The organism is Acinetobacter sp. BWR-L5, from assembly GCF_039655985.1.
Taxonomy (GTDB): domain Bacteria; phylum Pseudomonadota; class Gammaproteobacteria; order Pseudomonadales; family Moraxellaceae; genus Acinetobacter; species Acinetobacter johnsonii.
In genome coordinates this window covers 430,724-450,584 of the sequence record NZ_JAGFEV010000002.1, presented here as the reverse complement: position 1 = coordinate 450,584, position 19,861 = coordinate 430,724, and the positions used below count along the sequence as shown (strand labels likewise).

The 19,861-nt window shown below is 41.4% G+C and carries 24 protein-coding genes and 1 pseudogene; 6 read left to right on the top strand and 19 right to left on the bottom strand.

Translation table 11 applies throughout. The features are described 5' to 3' along the window. The first annotated feature begins 93 nt into the window (after positions 1-93). On the top strand, positions 94-1,182 hold the full coding sequence (locus JZ787_RS05715; RefSeq protein WP_346311886.1) for an AraC family transcriptional regulator: 1,089 nt from the start codon (positions 94-96) through the stop codon (positions 1,180-1,182). A gap of 76 nt (positions 1,183-1,258) precedes the next feature. Here JZ787_RS05715 and JZ787_RS05710 read toward each other — a convergent pair whose 3' ends face one another. The 6 genes from JZ787_RS05710 to JZ787_RS05685 all read right to left on the bottom strand — a co-directional run bounded on the left by JZ787_RS05710 (position 1,259) and on the right by JZ787_RS05685 (position 7,328). After that, positions 1,259-1,876, bottom strand: a complete 618-nt coding sequence (locus JZ787_RS05710; protein ID WP_346311885.1) for an ATP-binding cassette domain-containing protein — start codon at positions 1,874-1,876, stop codon at positions 1,259-1,261. 4 nt (positions 1,877-1,880) lie between these two features. Next, positions 1,881-2,573: a molybdate ABC transporter permease subunit gene (gene modB, locus JZ787_RS05705; RefSeq protein WP_004982482.1), complete on the bottom strand. Its 693-nt coding sequence runs from the start codon at positions 2,571-2,573 to the stop codon at positions 1,881-1,883. Next, complete coding sequence (modA, locus tag JZ787_RS05700) at positions 2,573-3,325, bottom strand: molybdate ABC transporter substrate-binding protein (RefSeq protein ID WP_346311884.1); 753 nt, start codon at positions 3,323-3,325, stop codon at positions 2,573-2,575. Before modA ends, modB begins: the two co-directional genes overlap by 1 nt. 267 nt (positions 3,326-3,592) lie before the next feature. Continuing rightward, a complete protein-coding gene (locus tag JZ787_RS05695; protein WP_087013338.1) occupies positions 3,593-3,943 on the bottom strand; it encodes a winged helix-turn-helix domain-containing protein in 351 nt (116 codons plus the stop codon). 84 nt (positions 3,944-4,027) lie between these two features. Next, positions 4,028-4,828, bottom strand: a complete 801-nt coding sequence (gene fdhD, locus JZ787_RS05690) for a formate dehydrogenase accessory sulfurtransferase FdhD (RefSeq protein WP_346311883.1) — start codon at positions 4,826-4,828, stop codon at positions 4,028-4,030. Between the two features lie 88 nt (positions 4,829-4,916). Next, complete coding sequence (locus JZ787_RS05685; RefSeq protein ID WP_346311882.1) at positions 4,917-7,328, bottom strand: FdhF/YdeP family oxidoreductase; 2,412 nt, start codon at positions 7,326-7,328, stop codon at positions 4,917-4,919. Positions 7,329-7,705: 377 nt separating this feature from the next. On the opposite strand from JZ787_RS05685, the gene moaA reads away from it, so the two are divergent. The 4 genes and pseudogenes from moaA to JZ787_RS05665 form a co-directional block, all read left to right on the top strand. Next, positions 7,706-8,713 (top strand): GTP 3',8-cyclase MoaA, encoded by a 1,008-nt coding sequence (gene moaA / locus JZ787_RS05680; protein ID WP_346311881.1) that lies wholly within the window; start codon positions 7,706-7,708, stop codon positions 8,711-8,713. A gap of 139 nt (positions 8,714-8,852) precedes the next feature. Next, entirely contained in the window at positions 8,853-9,776 is a 924-nt protein-coding gene (gene moaCB / locus JZ787_RS05675; protein WP_058951692.1) for a bifunctional molybdenum cofactor biosynthesis protein MoaC/MoaB, read from the top strand. Further along, positions 9,773-10,990, top strand: coding sequence for a molybdopterin molybdotransferase MoeA (locus JZ787_RS05670; RefSeq protein ID WP_346311880.1), 1,218 nt, complete (start codon positions 9,773-9,775; stop codon positions 10,988-10,990). The genes moaCB and JZ787_RS05670 overlap by 4 nt, the downstream gene beginning before the upstream one ends. 123 nt (positions 10,991-11,113) lie before the next feature. Continuing rightward, positions 11,114-11,233 (top strand): annotated as a pseudogene (locus JZ787_RS05665) (hypothetical protein); the annotation flags it as partial. Positions 11,234-11,682: 449 nt separating this feature from the next. On the opposite strand, the gene JZ787_RS05660 reads toward JZ787_RS05665, so the two are convergent. The 11 genes from JZ787_RS05660 to JZ787_RS05610 all read right to left on the bottom strand — a co-directional run bounded on the left by JZ787_RS05660 (position 11,683) and on the right by JZ787_RS05610 (position 18,601). Next, on the bottom strand, positions 11,683-12,843 hold the full coding sequence (locus JZ787_RS05660; RefSeq protein WP_346311879.1) for a tyrosine-type recombinase/integrase: 1,161 nt from the start codon (positions 12,841-12,843) through the stop codon (positions 11,683-11,685). 87 nt (positions 12,844-12,930) lie between these two features. Continuing rightward, positions 12,931-13,674 (bottom strand): 3'-5' exonuclease, encoded by a 744-nt coding sequence (locus JZ787_RS05655; RefSeq protein ID WP_346311878.1) that lies wholly within the window; start codon positions 13,672-13,674, stop codon positions 12,931-12,933. Positions 13,675-13,676: 2 nt separating this feature from the next. Further along, positions 13,677-13,874, bottom strand: a complete 198-nt coding sequence (locus tag JZ787_RS05650; RefSeq protein WP_346311877.1) for a hypothetical protein — start codon at positions 13,872-13,874, stop codon at positions 13,677-13,679. Continuing rightward, positions 13,874-14,134, bottom strand: a complete 261-nt coding sequence (locus JZ787_RS05645) for a hypothetical protein (protein ID WP_346311876.1) — start codon at positions 14,132-14,134, stop codon at positions 13,874-13,876. Before JZ787_RS05645 ends, JZ787_RS05650 begins: the two co-directional genes overlap by 1 nt. An 85-nt stretch (positions 14,135-14,219) precedes the next feature. Then, a complete protein-coding gene (locus JZ787_RS05640; RefSeq protein ID WP_346311875.1) occupies positions 14,220-14,531 on the bottom strand; it encodes a hypothetical protein in 312 nt (103 codons plus the stop codon). A gap of 3 nt (positions 14,532-14,534) precedes the next feature. Next, the gene (locus tag JZ787_RS05635) at positions 14,535-14,789 is read right to left on the bottom strand and encodes a hypothetical protein (RefSeq protein ID WP_346311874.1); all 255 of its coding nucleotides are present in this window, start codon (positions 14,787-14,789) and stop codon (positions 14,535-14,537) included. Positions 14,790-14,860: 71 nt separating this feature from the next. Continuing rightward, complete coding sequence (locus tag JZ787_RS05630) at positions 14,861-15,199, bottom strand: hypothetical protein (protein WP_346311873.1); 339 nt, start codon at positions 15,197-15,199, stop codon at positions 14,861-14,863. Positions 15,200-15,222: 23 nt separating this feature from the next. Then, positions 15,223-17,955, bottom strand: coding sequence for a toprim domain-containing protein (locus JZ787_RS05625; RefSeq protein WP_346311872.1), 2,733 nt, complete (start codon positions 17,953-17,955; stop codon positions 15,223-15,225). A 17-nt stretch (positions 17,956-17,972) separates the two neighbouring features. Beyond that, a complete protein-coding gene (locus JZ787_RS05620) occupies positions 17,973-18,149 on the bottom strand; it encodes a hypothetical protein (protein WP_346311871.1) in 177 nt (58 codons plus the stop codon). Between the two features lie 4 nt (positions 18,150-18,153). Then, a complete protein-coding gene (locus JZ787_RS05615) occupies positions 18,154-18,399 on the bottom strand; it encodes a hypothetical protein (protein WP_346311870.1) in 246 nt (81 codons plus the stop codon). A 4-nt stretch (positions 18,400-18,403) separates the two neighbouring features. Beyond that, positions 18,404-18,601 (bottom strand): ribbon-helix-helix domain-containing protein, encoded by a 198-nt coding sequence (locus tag JZ787_RS05610; RefSeq protein WP_346311869.1) that lies wholly within the window; start codon positions 18,599-18,601, stop codon positions 18,404-18,406. An 82-nt stretch (positions 18,602-18,683) separates the two neighbouring features. Here JZ787_RS05610 and JZ787_RS05605 point away from each other — a divergent pair, with 82 nt between their 5' ends. Beyond that, positions 18,684-19,031 (top strand): hypothetical protein, encoded by a 348-nt coding sequence (locus tag JZ787_RS05605; RefSeq protein ID WP_346311868.1) that lies wholly within the window; start codon positions 18,684-18,686, stop codon positions 19,029-19,031. A gap of 45 nt (positions 19,032-19,076) precedes the next feature. Here JZ787_RS05605 and JZ787_RS05600 read toward each other — a convergent pair whose 3' ends face one another. Together JZ787_RS05600 and JZ787_RS05595 are read right to left on the bottom strand one after the other, a co-directional pair. Continuing rightward, positions 19,077-19,640 (bottom strand): hypothetical protein, encoded by a 564-nt coding sequence (locus JZ787_RS05600; RefSeq protein ID WP_346311867.1) that lies wholly within the window; start codon positions 19,638-19,640, stop codon positions 19,077-19,079. 4 nt (positions 19,641-19,644) lie between these two features. Next, positions 19,645-19,848 (bottom strand): hypothetical protein, encoded by a 204-nt coding sequence (locus JZ787_RS05595; protein ID WP_346311866.1) that lies wholly within the window; start codon positions 19,846-19,848, stop codon positions 19,645-19,647. Positions 19,849-19,861: the final 13 nt, after the last annotated feature.

Genomic DNA, 19,861 nt, shown 5'->3' with positions numbered 1-19,861 from the left:
TGCTTTGTCCAATCCTTTGGCTTCATTTGATTTTCCTTTCATCACGATGTTGAATTGATCTGCGCTTTGGCATATTGAAAGTTAAACAAAATTATGAGATACCAAAAAGGGTTGAATGATCGCTATTCAGGGGGGCAAAACGGACTTATGCCTAAACAGTCAAATTACACCGTTCATACACGGCAATATATCCCACCCACAATATTGGCGGGGCTGCTGCATTATGCAGAACAGCAGAATTGGGATTACAGCACGTGGTTCCAGCATTCAGGCGTGAATATCAATCAAATCCAGCAAGCCCATGGCTATGTGAGTTTTACTCAGTTATGTCATGTGATTCAAAATGCCTTGGCTTCGAGCCAGCACCCTAGCTTAGGCTTAAAAATTGGCAGTAGTGAAGGCCTGATTTCCATGGGTATTTTAGGTTTTGCCATGCAGTCTTGTAAAACTGTAGCGGATGCCTTAGAGATTGCTCTACGTTACCATCAAGTTTCGGGTAGTGTTTTAAACTTGAACTTTACAATTTCTGGGGAGAGTGTTGAATTAGAGTTCATCGAAAATATTACACCGACAAACCTCAAAATATTTTTCTGTGAGGAACTGCTGAGCAGCATCATGGCCTGTTTCAACGCCATGTTAGGCGATCATCAAGATATTATTCAGTTAGAGCTGACTTATTCTCCGACCACGCATCTTGCCGAATATCAAAAAATTGTCTCCTGCCCGATTCGGTTTAATGCAGACAGAAATGTCATTCGATTTAAACGAAGTATGCTAGAGCGCCCACTCAAAACTTATAGCCCTGCCAACTATGCAACTGCCATCCAGATTTGTGAACGTGCACAACAAGAAATTGATCAGCTCAATAATGCACAATATGCATATTTATTAGACCAGCTCATCGATCAGCACCTTCCTGTACGCTTTGATATGCAACTCGCATCAGACTATTTACAAATGAGCGAGCGTCATCTTCGACGCTCCTTATTGCTAGAAGGCATTAGTTTTCAACAAATTCGACAAACCGTGCTAGAGCGAAAAGCGAAACAGATGCTTGAAAACAATCTCTCCATTGGGGACATTAGCCAAGCTTTGGGTTTTAGTGAGGTACGTGAATTTCGTCGGGCATTTAAACGCTGGACAGGTCAAGCGCCATCTGTTTATAAAAATGGTACCGAATGATCTTAAGCTGACACAGAGGCCTTTTTTTTGTTTTTATTCATTCCCTCTTTAAAAGTTGAAGCTGAAATGTGTTCAATTAAAGCAACCAAACTGCTTCAGTCAGCTGCTTAATTTCATCCATATCATGGCTGACATACAACATCGGAATATGGGTTTCATGTTGGACGGTTTGAAAAAAAGGAAGGATTTCCTGTTTATGTGCCGCATCTAATGCAGACAATGGTTCATCTAATAATAATAAATTTGGCGAATACAACAGTGCCCGACCCAATGCAACACGCTGCTTTTCACCACCTGAAAGCTTCATCGGCATACGACTGAGTAAATGGTCGAGTTTAAGCAGTTCAATAATATAATCGGGATCAAAACGTCGGCTTTCAGGCGGAATGCGCTTATAGCCAAACAATAAGTTTTGCATCACCGTCATATGTGGAAACAGTTGTGCATCCTGAAAAACCAAACCAACATGACGTTGCTGTACATTTAAATTAATCTTATTTTCAGCATCGAACCATGTCTGATGATTGATTTTAATCCAACCCTTGACTGGAGTATTAAGTCCTGCAATAGCATGCAAAATACTGGTTTTTCCTGAACCTGAAGCCCCAAATAAACCAACGACAGGATGTTCAGTTGAAAATGCCTGATCGAGTTTAAATTTGCCTAAATTTAACTGAATATGACAGTCAATCATCGTCTTAATGCCCCCGTTTGTTTTTCTGATAGCGATGGAACCACTGGGCAAACCACAAAGCCAAAAATGCCACAGTTAATGACAGGATAATCAGTCGCCAGACCGCCTGTTCGGTGTCAGGTTGCTGCATCAGGCTATACATGGCCAAGGGCAAGGTTCTGGTCTCCCCTGCAATATTACCGACAAAAGTAATAGTTGCGCCAAACTCGCCCAGACTGCGACAAAAACATAAAATCGCCCCCACCAATATGCCACTGCTGGCTAAAGGCAAAGTGACATAAAAAAAAGTGCCCAAGGAGGAAGCACCGAGCGTTTTCGCCGCCATTTCTAGACGTTGATCCACCAACTCTATGGCCAAACGAATCGATTGAACCAAGAGTGGAAAACCCATCACGGCTGAGGCCAAAACTGCACCTTTCCAATTAAATGCAAAATTGAGTCCAAAGGGCTCAAGATACTTACCCAGTATCCCGTTTCCTCCAAAAACCTGTAACAGCAAATATCCTGGCACCACAGGCGGCAGCACCAGAGGTAGAAAAATAAACGTTTCAAATAATGATTTGCCAAAAAACTCTTTACGTGCCAAAACCCAACCCACTGCCAACGCAGGGATCAGGCTAAATGCCAAACAGGTTGCAGCCACTTGGCAGGATAACTTGAGTACTTCTATTTCTTCAGCCGATAAAGAAAACATCATCACTTAGCAGCAGATAAAACGGTAAAGCCATATTTTTTAAAGACTGCATGTGCTTGTTTACTTTGTACAAACTGATAAAACGCTAGCGCATCTGAATTATTTTTGACAAGACCTAAGGGATAAACAATTGGGGTATGGGTGCTGATAGGGAAAACGCCAACGACGGTGACATCTTTACTGATAGCAGCGTCGGTTGCATAGACAATGCCAAGCTGACATTCACCACGTGCTACAAAGTTGAGCGCAGCTCTGACATCCTCAGTTTCAACCAATCTTGGTTCAAGTTTTGACCACCACCCCAATGCGGTCAGTGCTTGTTTCCCGTATTTTCCGACTGGGACACTTTTGGTGTCCCCTGTACAAAGCTTGCCCTGAAAGGCAGTAGAAGGATCAAAACTTTTATCCATTTTTATTTTGACGGGCTTAGCTTTTGGCGAAATTAGAACAAGACGATTGCCCAATAAATTCACACGTTTATTCGGCACAATTAACTTTTTATTTTGCAGATAATTCATCCATTGTTCATCTGCCGAAATAAAAACATCCGCAGGTGCACCCGCTTCAATTTGCTTGGCCAAGGTCGACGATCCTGCGTAAGAGGTTTTCACGCGTACTCTTTTTTGTTGTTCAAACATTGCATCGACATCTGCTATAGCATTGGTCAAGCTGGCCGCTGCATAAACGGTAATGGCTTGCTCTGCATGTACCTGTGCCCCAAGAGCCAAACCACAACACAACATCGCATATTGCATGCACTTATTCTTAAAATTAAGCAGCACCATATTCCCCTTAAGCGTTATAAATTGACCGATATGTTTTCAAAAATATATGGATACACAAGCAACGTCAATTCTAGAAACAGATTATTTATCGTTCAAGTTAAAGTGTTTGTATCTTAATCACGTGACTGATACTGCTCTTACAATCGAGTGAGTAGATAAGAGGTTTTATCAAATAGAGGAAGCTTATTCATGTATGCCATGAATCAATATGAGAAGGATCTAGCTGACCTGACTAGGTTATTGTTTAAGGTGTCGAGCTATTTCTGCAAAATCCTGTTCAATTGCAAGGCGTGCTTTTATTTCCATCTGTCTAAATTGACTTAAAATACTTTCGCCCAAGTCTGTGAGTTTTGCCCCACCCCCATGCGTTCCACCTTTTTGAGTTTCGACCAATCCTGACTGAAAGCTATGATTCATAGTTTCAACCAACTGCCATGCACGGCGGTAACTCATATTCATACTTTTTGCAGCTTGAGAAATTGAACCTGTACGACGAATTTCTTCCAATAATTCTGCCTTACCCGGCCCAAATGCAATATCTTGATTGAGAAGTATTCTGAGCTGTAATTTTAATTTGACGTCCTGCATACATTCACTCAAATAAAGACCTGTCATCGACACAGATGACCTAAAGAAAAACCTTTTACTTTTTATACAGCAAAATTTTGAATATCAAGTATATAAAACAAAACCATCACCGCGGCAAAAACTCGCTAAGGTCAAACCTGACTGCTTTGCCATATTAATCGCCATACTGGTTGGGGCTGAAATACACGCCAGCAAGGCAATATTTAGTTGAGCACACTTACGAATCAACTCATAACTGGCGCGGCTGGTCATCACGACAAATCCTTGATTTACATCATAATGATTTTCTGCAATATAACCCAATAGTTTATCTAAAGCATTGTGTCGGCCTACGTCTTCAAATAAAGCCACTATTTCCCCTGCTTCAACCCATGCAGCCGCATGTGCACCACCCGTCATTTGGGTGATTTTCTGTCGGGTATTAAGTTGAGCAATGGCTTGCGGTATTTGAGCCAACCATGACTCAGTAACTTGCGTGGTAATTTGAGGTAAATCCAAATGAAGCTGCTGTAAACTTTCAATTCCACAGAGCCCACAACCCGTGCGTCCAACCATCATCCGCCGATGTTGTTTGAGCGCCATAAAGGCCCGAGTAGAAATCGTCATTTCGACTTGAATCCCAAATTCAGTTTCGTGTATGTCCAAAGCATAAAGCTCTTTCAAACTTGTCAAAATACCTTCAGACAAGCTAAAACCTTTGGCAAAGACTTCAATATCGGCTGGCGTTGCCATCATTACTGCATGGGAAATCCCATTATAAACCAAGGCAATAGGGTGTTCTAGCACTACAAAATCAGATTGTTCAACAGCTCTATTTTCACTTAAACGCTGAATATCAACAGCTTCATACCCCAGAGAACTCAACTTAGACGCTCGAATATCCATAATAATTTTCCAATCCTCCCTAAACACTAAACCTTTCAATCATAAAAAAAAATGACACCTCTAAATCAGGTGCCATTTCAGCATTAAATCAACTAACCTCTCGATTCACGATCTGATTGGCATCTTCAGGATCAACCGCTTGTGCCAAGTTGAAATGTTCAGGTGCTTGACCTGCATGTAAAATCACAGGCACGCTTTTCGAAGCCGGTATTTTGGCGTATTTATCATGGCTACTGAGTGCAACCAATGGATTAGTCTCTGGATAATAGGCTGCAAGGCTACCCCGTGGAATGTTATACGGAACGATACGGAAGCTTTGAACCACACGTTTAACACCGTCCGAATAAATACTTTCGATATCCACCCATTGATCTGCAACAAAACCAGCCGCTGCAATATCTTCTGCATTCATAAATAAAACACGGCGCTGACCAAATACCCCACGATAACGGTCATCGAGTCCATACAAGGTGGTGTTGTATTGGTCATGAGAGCGTGTGGTCATCAGGGTATAGACTTTTGCCCCTGTATATTGTTCAGCGTATTTATTCTCTTTATCGGCATACACTTCAGCCAACGGCGTAATTAAAAACTGTGCCTTGCCTACAGGCGTATTCCACACATGCTGATTGGCAGGATGCTCTAAGTGAAAACCACCCGGCTGATAGACACGTGCATTAAAATCATGGAATTCATCAAATACGTCTTCAATCGAATCTCGAATACGATCATAACTTTCTACATACCATTTCCACTTGATATCACTGTCTGGCAAGACGGCTGCTGCCATACGCGCCACAATGTCAGGCTCTGAAAGTAGATTCTTAGAAGCAGGCTCATTACGCCCTGCTGAAAGATGCACATTACTCATAGAATCTTCAACACTCACTGCCTGTGGCCTATGCTGTTGCATATCAATTTCGGTACGCCCCAAACAGGGTAAAAGTAATGCCTCTTTACCACAAACCAAATGGCTACGATTCAACTTCGTTGCAATCTGTACTGTTAAATCACAACGACGTAAGCCTTCTTGTGTATACGGTGTATCTGGAGTGGCAACAGCAAAGTTACCACCTAAACCAATAAAGACTTTTACATCACCTTCATACATCGCCTTAATGGTATCCACCACGCCAAAACCATGTTCACGTGGCGAGTTAATGCCGAATACTCGGTCCAGACTATCCAGCAATTTTGGGCTTGGTCGTTCATTGATCCCCATGGTTCGATCGCCCTGCACATTACTGTGCCCACGAATCGGTGCTAAGCCTGCCCCTGGACGACCAATATGCCCTCTTGCCAACATTAAGTTTGCGAGCATATGTACATTCGCAGTCCCATGCCGATGCTGTGTAATCCCCATGCCCCAACAGAAAATGGCCGTTTTGGCATCCAAATACATTTTAGCTAAAGACTCTAAATGCTCAGGGCTAAGTCCCGTATGTGTATGAATATCGGACCATGCAGTACGATCTATTTCTTCCATCATGTCATCGAAACCAACCGTGTTCATCTCAATAAATGAACGGTCAAAAACGCTCTTTTTCCCAGCTGCCAGTGCTTGAATGTCCCATTCACGTAAATGTTTCAGCATCCCAAACATGAGCGCATAGTCACCGCCTACGTTGGGTTGGAAATAATAACGACTAATGGGTGTACTGCCATTGGTCATCATCTCAACAGGTGCTTGCGGATCTTGGAAACGTTCTAAACCACGTTCTTTTAAGGGGTTAATGGCAACGATATTGCCACCACGGCGCGACACTTCACGTAAAGTCCCCAACATCCGCGGATGGTTGGTGCCCGGATTATGCCCAAAACTGAAAATCGCATCGGCGATATCAAAATCGTCTAAAGTCACCGTTCCCTTACCCAAACCAATTGAGTCACGTAGGCCAACACTGGTGGTCTCATGGCACATATTGGAACAGTCTGGAAAATTATTGGTACCAAAAGCGCGGACAAAGAGTTGATATAGAAATGCCGCTTCATTACTGGCACGGCCCGAAGTATAAAATGCCGCTTGATCTGGATGATCCAAGGCATGTAAATGTTTTGCGATTAAGGCAAAAGCATCATCCCATGAGATAGGCACATATTTATCGGTCGCGCTGTCATAGCGCATTGGGTCGGTTAGACGACCTGAATCTTCAAGCAAGAAATCACTTTGTTCAGACAGCCAACTGACCGTATGGGTCGCAAAAAATTCAGGCGTAACACGTTTTGAAGTGGCTTCAAACGCAACAGCTTTCGCACCGTTTTCACAAAAGTTAAAGGCATGTGCATCTTTCTTTTCAGGCCACGCACATCCTGGGCAGTCAAAACCCGTGGGTTGGTTAATATTGAGAAGCGTAATCGCACCTTTTTTGAAAACTTCCTGTCTCTTTAAGTTTCTTGCAACACTTAACAACGCGCCCCATCCACCCGCAGGATTGGTATAAGGCTCTATTCGTGCATAGCTGGTTTCTTCATCATGCTTTTTATCTTCAGTGTTTTCCATCTCACCGCCCTCAATATTTATCTTCGGTAAAAAGTTCTGCAATGAGCAATTCACTGTTCGCTTTGCTCATACTTGCAAGCGATTTGGATTGCTCAACCCTTTTTTATTGCTCTTTTCTTATTCATCATGCCTGCGTTTCTTGGCACAATTCCAAAAACACTTCTGATCAAAAATATCACCCTTTTGGCATGTAATTTCAATAGATGAATTATTACAAAAGACAATGACTTGATGGATCGTGTTCGAGGAATACCCTCTCATTTTTTGAAAATGAATGAACTAAACAACTTCAAGACGCCGTTTGATCTTTGAAATAAAACATTTCATACTCTCGTTTATAAAAACTAAATCGTATGTAAATACGAGGTGGAGCGACTATGGACGGTTCGACGACTACACGCTTAGAACATAGGTCAGCGCAACTGATCGATCAATTTGGCCGTCATAAACATAAACTCCGAATCTCACTGACAGATCGTTGTAACTTTCGTTGTAGTTATTGCATGCCCGATAGGCCGGAATGGTTGGCAAAAAAAGACATCTTGAGCTTTGAAGAGCTTTTAACCTTTTGTGAAATGATGGTGGGGCTAGGCATTCGGCACATCCGCTTAACAGGTGGTGAGCCTTTGATGCGTCAAGGCGTAGTCAATTTTATTGATGCTTTGAATCGGCTCAAACCACAGGGTTTAGAACGTATTTCCATGACCAGTAATGCTTTCTATTTAAACAAGTATGCACGAGCGCTAAAAGAAGCAGGACTAGATGATCTTAATATCAGCCTCGATAGCATTCATGCAGACACGTTTATGAACATGACCAAACGTCCGATAGCACCTGTTCTCGAAGGCATCGCTGCAGCTCAACAAGCCAATCTCCCGATAAAATTAAACTGTGTTTTGGTGGTAGGACAAAATGATCATGAAGTGCTTGAACTGACCCAATGGGCTTATCAACAGAAGATCGCATTACGTTTTATTGAATATATGCCTTTAGATCAACCTGAGCACTGGCAGCCTCAAAAAGTCATCACTGAAGATAACATTATCCAAACACTTGAACCCCATTTTCAGATTCAGAAACAAGCCAGACAACATGACCCTGCAACCATTTATCTGCTCAATGATCAGTACACATTAGGCATTATTTCCACCATCAGCAAACCATTCTGTCAAAGCTGTGACCGTTTACGTATCACTGCAACGGGAGAGCTTTTTACCTGTTTATTTGCCAATACGGGAACACCGCTGCGCCATTTACTTCAACAAAAAGATCCCGCTTTATTACAAGCCCAGATTCTGAACGCGGTATGGCATAAAAAAGCGGGGTTTATTGAACATCAACACGCCCCAACACGCAAAATCAGTATGCATGCCATAGGGGGTTAATTAGCGCGTTAATTTTGAGTTTGTCCGTCATTCGACTGTATCCGCTTTTATTTTTGTGTTATCTAAATACATCATAAACTTTTTCTCTTGATCGAACAGTTTCACTTTAGATCAACACTTCAATGTTTCGGAATACTTTATGAAAAACGTTGGCATGAAGCCAGAAAGCTATCGCGTTGCAACTGCAAGCTCTGAACTGCTTGCCCCTGCACATTGTTTACAACTTCTTGCCGACGGCAATACCGAAAAAGGTGATGCTCTCAAAACAGCCCGCATAGCTGGGATTTTAGCCGCAAAACGTACCGATGAACTGATTCCGCTGTGTCACCCCCTGCCTATTTACCGCGCCGATGTCGATTTTGAACTGCTTGTCGACCGTGTGGTTATTCGTGCAACCGTTGAAACGATTGGGCCAACAGGTGTAGAAATGGAAGCGTTGACCGCTGCCAGTATTGCGGCCCTCACCATTTACGACATGCTCAAACCCCATTGCGAACCGCATGAGTTGATCATTCAACAATGTAAACTCGATCTGAAAAAAGGCGGAAAATCACACTTTAAACGTCATTTGCGTCAGCCTGTTTCTGCGGCAGTATTGGTTCTATCAGATACCGTTGCCGCAGGGCGTAAACCCGATACTGCTGGCCGCTCTGTCGTCGAGACCTTAACCGAGGCTGGTTTTGATCCAATTCACTATCAAATTTTACCTGACGAAGCCGATCAGTTAAAAGGATTGGTCTTAGAGCTCACTCAATCTTATGCCTGCATTATTACTGTAGGCGGAACAGGCATCGGCAAACGTGACATTACAGTAGACACACTTGAGCCTTTACTTGAACGTGAGCTCAATGGCTTGATGGAAGCCGCACGTGCTTTCGGACAAAAACGTACCCCTTATGCTGCGATGTCACGTGGCGTTGCAGGTTTTATCGACCGTTCATTGGTGATTACCCTTCCGGGCAGCCGTGGTGGTGCAAGTGAATCTATGGCAGCCATTTTACCTGCTTTGGTTCATATTTTTGATGTCTGCCGTGATCTACCTCACCCGGGAGGTTATGAATGAGTTGCTCTGGCGTTGGTTTAATTACACTCGATCAAGCTCTTGAACACTATAGCGCCGTCCAAACATTGCCTGTCGTTACTTTGCCTTTGGTACAGGCGCATCGGCATGTTTTAGCGGCAGATGTTACATCAACAGTTGCCTTGCCTCTATTTACCCAAAGTGCAGTTGATGGCTATGCGCTGCGCTCTGAAGACTTGCAAGCTGGAATTACCAGCTTTGAATTGGTTGGTGAAATTCGTGCAGGTATTGAAGAACATATTGAGATTCAAGCAGGACAAACCGTTCGTATTTTTACTGGGGGCAAACTGCCAAACTCAGCAGATACTGTGGCTCGACAGGAAATTATTACGCGTGGCCATAAGCAAGCGACTCTAACTCAAGCTTTGGACAAAGGTGCAGACATTCGTTATCAAGGTGAGGAGTTGTCCATCGGGACAACACTTGCACAGCAAGGCCAGCGTTTAGGCAGCGGTTTAATTGCGGCACTCAGTATGGCGGGTGTTCAGGATGTCGAGGTTTATCGCCAACCTAAAATTGCAGTGATTATTACCGGTGATGAAGTCAGTACGCAACTGGACAATGAATCTAAAGTGTTTGATGCCAATGCCCCAATGATCCTCACTTGGCTCAAAGAACACGATTTTGCTGAAGCCCATTTAGAGCATATGATTGATGATGAGAAGTTACTCACACAAGCGCTCTCGAATGCTATGAATCATTATGATGTAGTCATTACTACAGGCGGTGTTTCGGTAGGCGATTATGACTTGATTCGACCTGTTTCAATGGCTTTAGGTGCAAAAGAGATTTTCTGGCAAGTTGCACAAAAACCGGGTAAACCACTATATTTTGCTGAATATCAGACAGACCATCATCGTTCTTATTTGATTGGTTTGCCTGGGAACCCTGCTGCTGTACTCACCTGTCTTGCTGTACATGTATCGACATTATTGGCGGCTTTACAGGGGGTTACGTCTCCTGCACCCGCGTGGAAAAAAGCTCGCTTCAACGACAGCATTAAACAAGACAGCCGTGAGCAACTGGTTCGCATGGTATTAGATGTCAACGAATTTGGACAATTAACCGTTTCCAAACTCGGCAAACAACAATCCCACATGCTCAGTAATTTAAATCGAGCCAATAGTATAGTTCGAATCCCTGCTCGATCTGATGCCCCTGTAACATTGGACTATGTCGATTTCATCTCGATCTAAGAACATCGATTGGATAGTGATACAAACCAAATACTTTTTGCACACGGTCTAAGACTTGGACAGCTTTGTCTTAGACCGTACATCTCAATATTGAACGATCGTTATTGCTACCCCTATACACAGATGTTAGGTCTAAATCATGCAAAACAACCCAGCAACAACACTCCAGCAACAACACTGGTGATTTTAGCGGGTGGGAAAGCCACACGAATGAATGGGGTCAATAAACTTTTGCAAAGATTTTAGACTATTGTTTTGATGTACTGCTAAGCATAGCCCCTAAAAAAATGGATTATAGCGGTACAGTATGGAACAAATTGAAACAAGAAAAAGGCAGATAATACAGTATTTATAGGTGTTTGAGGTTATTTTGGTATGTATTGAAATAAGTAAATGGTGCGCTCAGCGGGACTCGAACCCAAGATAAAACCTAAATTTTACTCATACAATTTAATAACTTAGTGAAATATAGAGTTGTTTATAGGCTTGATATGGGAATTATGCCCTTCGACCAGGTACTTCCATGCTTCAGTATTAGAAAAATAGGATTTAGGTTTTAGGTCTGTTTTTAATTAAGTACCCTATTTGCTTATCGAGTAATAAAGTAATAGCCAAAAAAAAGTGCCTAAATAATTAGGCACTTATATAAAAATCTCCAAGTAAGATATGGAGTAAGATCCCAGTAAGTTAAATCACTGGTTAATGTAATTATTGATTTTGGTTAAGTAGTCGGGAATATCTTCGGCTATGAGTTTTCCATAGTGTTTATAAATCATTGATGTATCACTATGGCCAAGCTGATCTGCGATCCATTCTGGTGGCACCTGCCCTGAAGACAATAATTGACTTGCGAATGTATGTCTTCCCTGATTAATTCCACGGTATCGCACACTGGCCTTTTTTAAATGCCTTCTCCAGATGTAGCGCAACTCATAATAATTAAAAGGTCGATCGTACTCTTGATTGATCCACACAAAATGCAGTCGTTCCTGCTTATACGTTCGGTTATCCCGTTGTAAAACATTCACAACTTGAGCGTAACGATTGCCTGTGATTGCGTACTGTCTGCGTAGTGCCTGAATTGCGGGCTGTAATAGCTTAATTTCGCGCTTTCTGCGGCGATTCTTAGTGACTTTGTGCAATCCCTTAACATGATTGCGATTGACCTGTATTGTGCCTTTTTCGAGGTTTATATCTTCCCATGCAATAGATATCTGTTCAGAGATTGATAAGCCTGTCCAAAAAATACAAGGCAGTAAATTTTGTATGTCATGGTTGGCCATTGTTCCCAAAATCATTGAAATTTCAGTTTTGGAGAATGGGTCTGGCTCAAGATTATCCAATTGCTTAATGACGATATTTTCAAATGGGTTATAGGGAATTTTATTTTCCTGTCGCCATAGTTCATGAATAGACGCAAGCCGGGTAATCACCTCGCGAATGGTTTTGGGTGCAAGGTTTTCTTTTAACTCATTGATCCATTTTTTCACGGCTGCCGTGTCAATGTCTTTCGGATGGATCTTAGCCCAACGTGGCGTGACGTGTTTCTTGATGTGGCTGTAATAGCCATCAAACGTACTCGGTGCAACTTCCCAACGGATCATTTCTTTGTACTGAGCAATGTAGTAAGACATTTGGTTCTTTTTCAAATGTCTTGAGTTGGGGAAATGCTTGGCTAAATTGAATTGGTCTAACTCAATCTCGAGTTTAATTAATTCAGCTAATTTTTTGGCTTTCTCAACGTTCTCTGGTGAGAATGGCCAGTTTAAAGTTTCTTTAATCACGGGTTCTGATGGATGTGTTTTCATCCAAATTCGCATGCTTTTGCCGCGAACTTCTAATCCTGCAGACATGGAAAAACCTACATTTAAGTATTTAAAATATTGGGGATATTTTAGAGGAACGCACCTCCGAGCGGAGGTGCGTGAAAGGTGCTCAAATTAGTTGAAAGGTAGCTCGTTTTGTTCGTCTATGCTGCTTCTAGCAAGGAGTTCATTTTCTAAAGAGATTTTTAGATAAGGATCATCCGTTTTGCCAAGCAACCAGTGAATATTTTTATCCTCTAAATCCTTAATTGAAGTACCTTTATACTTCCCATAAAAAATATGGGTTGGATACCTAGCACTTTCAGAGAAATCGAATAACTCTTCAAAAGACGAAATTTTAGTTTCACGGACAATTGCCGCTAAAAGTGAATATGTCGTTTTACAGTCATTTAATGCTGAATGTGCATTTTTAAGACCACGTCTAGTTGCCTTGCGATCGGAACTTACCTGATAGGCCAAAGCAGTTAAATTATGCGATTCTAAGTTTGGCCATAAAAAACGAGCCATTGCCAAAGTGCAAATTGCTTTGATGCCATTCGTTGATGTACCAGCGCGATTAACTGCTGCAATGTCATAATCAATATTATGGCCAATCAAATATTCAACACCAATTTCCTTCGGAAATTTAAACTTAGTAAAAGCTGGGCATTTGACTAAGTCCTCATCGACGATGTGGTGTACGGCCATTGCCCCAATGTTAATCGGCTCACTTGGTTTAAAGCGTTTAGTGAAGTCGAATTGAGTTGGAATTAATGGAACATGCCCGCCAATCTCATGAAAAACTACCCCCATTCCAGCAGCTTCAATAATATCGCCATGCAATTTGTGGGTTTCTGTATCAAAAATTAATGCTGTCATGATTATTCCATCCACTGCACACAGTTTTCAGTTTCGCACTTAGCTGCGATATGCCCATTTACTGCACTAATTTGATAACTCAATTTCCCTGCACTACAAATTGGGCAAGGCATTTCACCACCAAAAGTTAGTTGTGGTTTTTGGGTACCATGTTTGTCTGTGATTGCTTGGCGGGCAATTGCGATCGCTTGAAAATTCATTATTCTTGTTCCTCCCAGTCAAAATCCTCCCCAAGCTGTTCGCGATTATCTTCATCAATCAAAATGACGGAAATAATTTCATAATCTTCAAGCTCTTTCATAGATGACATTTTTTCAAAGGCTTCATTCATACTAGAAAACTTGCCATGAAGAGCTCGGATCTCAGTCGCAATACACGGCCCAAGTAATTCAATTGCTGACTGATGTATTTCTGTATTTTCTAAACTTTTTCGAATACGTACTTGATAGTTTTGAATCATTGTTTTTCTCCAAGCATCAACATTACGGAAGAAATTAAACAAGAAAAGACCATGTTCAGTAGCAAGGCATTTTTGAAATTGAAGTTCATGCAGATAACTCCTGTTGATCTAACTCACAACGGCACTTACCAATACGGAAATATTCAATAGGTCCTGGTGCATCCTTTGGAGTAATTTCAAAACGATTAAGTTGGTATGTACGAACAGGTGCTTTCACCGTAATTTCATCACCCTTAATTTCGATGATTTTTCCACTGTGCGCTTTTTGGCTTACAGCAATATGCCCATTGCCTATATTTCTGCGTTTTTGGATCATGAAATTCACTTCATCGCCCACTTGGTAGGCTTCAAAATTTGGAAGGATTAAACCACCACAGTTACAACGATATTTAGACATGGACTATGCTCCCAGTACTGCAGTGCTTGGGTTATGTACCAATTTTGACAATTGGCGATTTGCCCAACGCTTGCGGTGTTCAATGTCACTTGCCGTTAAAGCCACCAAGTCTTTAAAGTTCGCCTGACGTTTAAAACTGGTATGAGGGTGTGTCTTTTTCATTTTGAAAAAATTCGGATGAATTAACTCAGGTGTTAGTACAGCGTTTGACGCTGAAGTTTTGGCAGAAACGTTTTGTAGGTTAGAATCGTTTTGCATTATTTGGTTCTCCAACTGATTGATGTGACACATACAGGAGTGGCCGCTTCTGTATGTGTGCTTTCTAAAAATTAATTGAACTGAAATCGATATCCTTTACGTCGATCAGCTAATGCTGCAAGTAATAAAAGTTTCAAAAATGCCTCTGCAATATCTTCTTTATTGCCCTCCTGTTTTTCTTCGACCATTTCAGGAGTAGGAACTTTCAGCGAATCATAAAATTCATTTGCATAAGCCCACTGGTGAATACTGGTTGGTTTTAAGTCGCCTTTACGCGTATGCCAAGCTTCGCAATTAGCACAATATCTAACTGGTGGCGCCATCGTGCGATCGACAAATACAACAATAAGCTCGCGATCTGGCTCAGGTAGATCTGTAGGTGCTTTGAATAGTTCAGTGGTTTTTGACATGGTTGGTTCTCCTAAAATTGGGATTAATCCCGTTGTGAAGTTGGTTTTTCAAAAATCCAACAGCGTTTGGTGGTACTACTAATTTTGCTTTGTATGGCTTTATTTGCTTCAACAAAGCGGTAGTGCAAACTGTGGCGTAGCGCATTTTGAAGTTCATTTACTTCAGGCAATGGATAGCGGTAATCCGCTGCGACTTTGTATAAATGAGCAAAGTTAATTGCGAACCAATCTGGTCTGGCTGAGTGATTTAGTACTGTATCGTGGTGAGTTGGGTTCTTGATGGCATCTTCCATTTCTTCGACGGTGTTCCAGAAGTTTTGGACAATGATTGGATCTGACTTGAGCACCTTGTCTCGGTTCTGCGCCATGCCAAATAATTCATCACGCACCTTTTGTTGTATATCGTTTGGAATTAAGTCTTTTAAAACATGGGTACACAAAGCATCGAATAACGCCAAAAGTTGGGCATGGTTATGAATCACACGCGAACTTTTAACGTTGTACTTTTCTTGGTGAAGTATTTCGTCGTATCTTTCCATGCCCAAGCGGTAGGATTCGAGTACGGCATTTTCTTTTTCGATACAAAGTAGAATGAACTGGCTGATTTGAGACTGTTCATATCGCTCAAGGTTACGAGAGGCGTACAAGCCTTTTTTAGACATTTGCTCTTTAGTGAATTTGTATTGAACAATACGTCCCATCACTGCTTCAGTAGACACAATTTCAGCGTTTTGGCTGATCACCAAGGTGCCCATAAATGGCGGTTCATAGGTTTCATTCCCGCCATTTTTAACCCCTTTTGCACCAAGTGAACCGTTGTCATATAGGGTTTTTAGTGCGTTCCAATCGAACTGTTTTACTGTGCCTTTGTCCCCTTCACGGTCTGACTCGAGTAAAACTACAGGTAAATTGGAAACCTGTCTGAAGGTACGTAATAAGCCTGATATAGATGATTTACTTGGATCGATACCTTCATAGTTTGAGCGACCAAATAACTTCCATAAAAATGAAAGCAAAGTCGATTTACCAGTTCCTGGTTCACCCACCAATTCTATAAATGGAAATGATTTGTGTATGCTTCGGATTTGCTGTGCAAAAAGGCTTCCAAAAAATGCCGTTAATGCCACCATCCCGCGAACATCATAGGCATCGAGTAAATCTTTCACCCATGCATCTGTATAGTCACTGGCATTGTTGTTAATTTCTAATTGAAACGGTGCACGTGCTTTTAAGTTGGTTTTGCGTGGAAGTTCAAAATATTCCTCTTTATTGATTTTAAAACGTCGACCGCTTTGGACTGCAATGTCACACAAAACATAGGTTTGATGTTCTTTGTGATAACCAACGTAATTAATGAGTTCAACTCGTTTGATGTCGCGCAGTTCCCTTTTAAGAAATGCGAGTAATTGCTTACTGTTACCTTCATAAAACACACCCGGTGCAATATGTGTTAGTCGCTCACCGAATGCACCTGCAGATGTGATTTGTGATGAAGTAAAAGTGTTTTTAATCGTTTGGCCACCACGCGGAAAATCAACCTTAAAAAAATATGAAGCTTCGTCAATTTCCTTTTGATATTGGTAATACAGACCATAGGGGCGGCATTCCATCATAATTTCTACTGTTGAAGCATGTTCCAATGCTGAGTCTCTGCGCTCGGCAATGAGTAGGTCTTTTTCTTCTTGTGCCCAGTCTGCATTGTCATCTGTAGCATGTAGACCTTTCATGTAATCGTCATATTTGTCCATGTCCAACTTGAACCAATACACTTGATTTTTAAAGTCAAAAGGAAAAGATTTCATGCCTTTATGCTTGTAGATAAGTATGCCTTTATCAACAGCCTTCTCTGCAACAAGTAAAGCACCGTAATATTTATATGTTTCTAAGTCGCTGAACTTCAGTCGATCTTGTTTATATAAATCGTTCCAGTCCTGTTTTTTACGTCCACCCGGTGGCAAAGCAACTTCACATTCGAAACCGTCTGCTTGTGCAAGTTCGATATTTTTAAAAATACCTTTATGACCTGCTTCGTCGTTGTCAAACGCCCAAACCAGTTTTGGAAAATTAATCCCTGCTTCAGTACATTTTTGTGCGATTTCATTTAAAAATATTGAAGGATAATTACCACTACTTAAAGCTGAAAAACTGGTAATACCTGAAAGCCAAAATGCAATGGTGTCGAAAATACCTTCAGTAATGAAAATTTCTTTCGATTCTAAATAATTGGTATTTGGTGTGAGCCAAGCATGCCCCATTGATGACCAATCTTCTTTAAAAGTCGTTTTAGGCAAGACATCCTGTTGATCCAATACACGCTGCCACCATCCCTCATTACCTTGTTCATCCGTAATAGGAAAACGTAAGGTTATAGAGGTGGTTTTTTTAGGCTTATAGCGGGTAATCGACTCTTGTGCATACAAGCCTTTTAATTGTTCTAATGGAAAACCTCTTTCCTCAATTAAATACGCGTTAACAGTACGTAAAGGATCTTCAGGTGTCGGTTCAAAGCGTTTTTCCCACTTTTCAAAAAGTTCAGGAAAAAGGTCACGGACATGATTTTCATGCCCGCATTCATTTTTACGTGGACAGAAAACTATCCACGGATCTTCGGCAAATGCCCAAGCTGATGATTCTTTGTGGTTACAGTCAGGACATCTGCCACGAAGTTTGTCGCCATTTGTAGAGGGCTTACGTTTAAAGCCATAAACATGCTCAAGTTTTTGTTCAACTTGTCTTTGTGTTTCTGGGAACATCATTTGATTGATTTGCCTTATTACAAATGCCGTTTACGTTTAATTTCTTCCCCTGCCAAATCGAGCATTTTTACTTGAATACGTTCTCTGACTAGGAATTCGATAGTTTCTTCAATTGAGGAAAGCCCCAACTGCTGCTGCACTTCTTGCAAGATTTTTAATTCTTGCTTTGTCAGTGCAATTTCATGTTTGAGCATTGCTTCAGCTCCTAGAAAGCTGTTTTTCCGCGCCTTCACTTAATATCTTGTACAAATTAAAATCGTCATCGGAATCATCGACTAGGGTGTGGATCGCTTGTTTCATTGCCATTTGGCGAATCAGCACGCTGATTTCTATACCTGAGAGATTCGATGCTGCTGTGAGTAAGCTTGTTTCATCGTTGGTTAAGTTGATACTGAATCGGTTATCACGAGGCTGCTTTTTAATACGACGATGTTGTAAAGACATGGAGTTATCCCTCTTGGTTGTTGCTTTTACCTTGCATATAAAACTTGGCGATAATGCTTGATTGGCTTTGATCAGTTTGTTCTGCCATTTTGTTGATTTCGTTTGCTTCTTCTTTGGGGAGATAAACGTTGAAGCGGACACGCCCACCTGTGATCTTTTTTGATCTAGGGCGATGATTTTGGGGTGAAGTTTCTGTACCCATACAGTATCCTACGGTTATAGTGATGTGCTAAGGGTCACTATAGCATAAATATTTAGTCTATCAATATGTATCGGTGAAATATATGTCCGAAAACTATGATGAGCTGTCCGCCATCATTTCTGATCGCTTTAAGTCGGAACTAGAAAGAAATAACTTGCGTGCAAAATCACTGAGCCGTGATATTGGAGCGCATGAAAATACGCTAGGAAATTACGTGCGTAATAAAGTGCCCGATCAATGGGTGTACTTGGCTAAGCTGCATGAACAAGGTATTGATATTCGTTATGTGCTGCTTGGTATTGATCCCGAATTTTCAGGACTGACGAGTGAAGAAAGTTTGTTATTAAAGGCTTACAGACAAATAAGCCCTGAAGCTCAAGAAGCATTGCTTGGACTAAGTAAAGTAATGGCCAAGGAATCGGAAAACTAAAAATGATAGCCAAATAAAAAGCCCACTTTGAAGTGGGCTTTTTTCTTATTCCTCTATTTGGCTCTGGACTTGCTCTAAGTTAAATTCGAGTGCCATAAGCTTATAAATCAGATCATTATTGCTATAGGTTACGTCTTTGTCGTTCCCTGCAGCCTCAAGTGACTGTCTCCAAATACGTAGACTGGACAATGTTTGGTCTATAAGTAGTTCTTTATCAAGTGTTTGCATGTGATTTGCCCTATCAATTTGATTTAATTGAAATTGCCAAACACGCACCTCTGCACCGTTCCAAATGGGACTTATTACCGTAAGCTCTCCATTAAACTTAGGGTATATCAAGTCATTTAGCGATTGTTTTAAGACATCGATATCTAAATCTTTGGTCGGTTGATCATTTTTAGATAGTTCATTGAGCAAATCATTCAACTGATCTGGACAGACTGAAATCAGCCCTTTGGCTGTGTCATGGTTAAAGGCAAACTGGGCCTTTACACACTGGTCAATCATTTGAAAAAGTTTTTCACACATGAGCTGGCTTTTTGCACTGCTTGCTTGTACACGCGGTGCGATAGGAACATAAGGAATTATATTATTATTGTTTGGAATCATGTGCTTATTCCCCTAAAAAAAGAATGGAGAACGTCAGCACTGCCATACAAATTTGGGCTAGTCCAGCGAATGTATTTTTGAGAAGTTTTAGATTTTTACGTTTCTTTAAGCGTTGCTCGAAAGCTGCTAAGTCGGTAATTGGTGTGTGCTCGATGATGTGAGCATTTTTTGAATGTGCAGACGCACGGGCTTGAATCTGTCTTTTCATGACTAAATTCCTT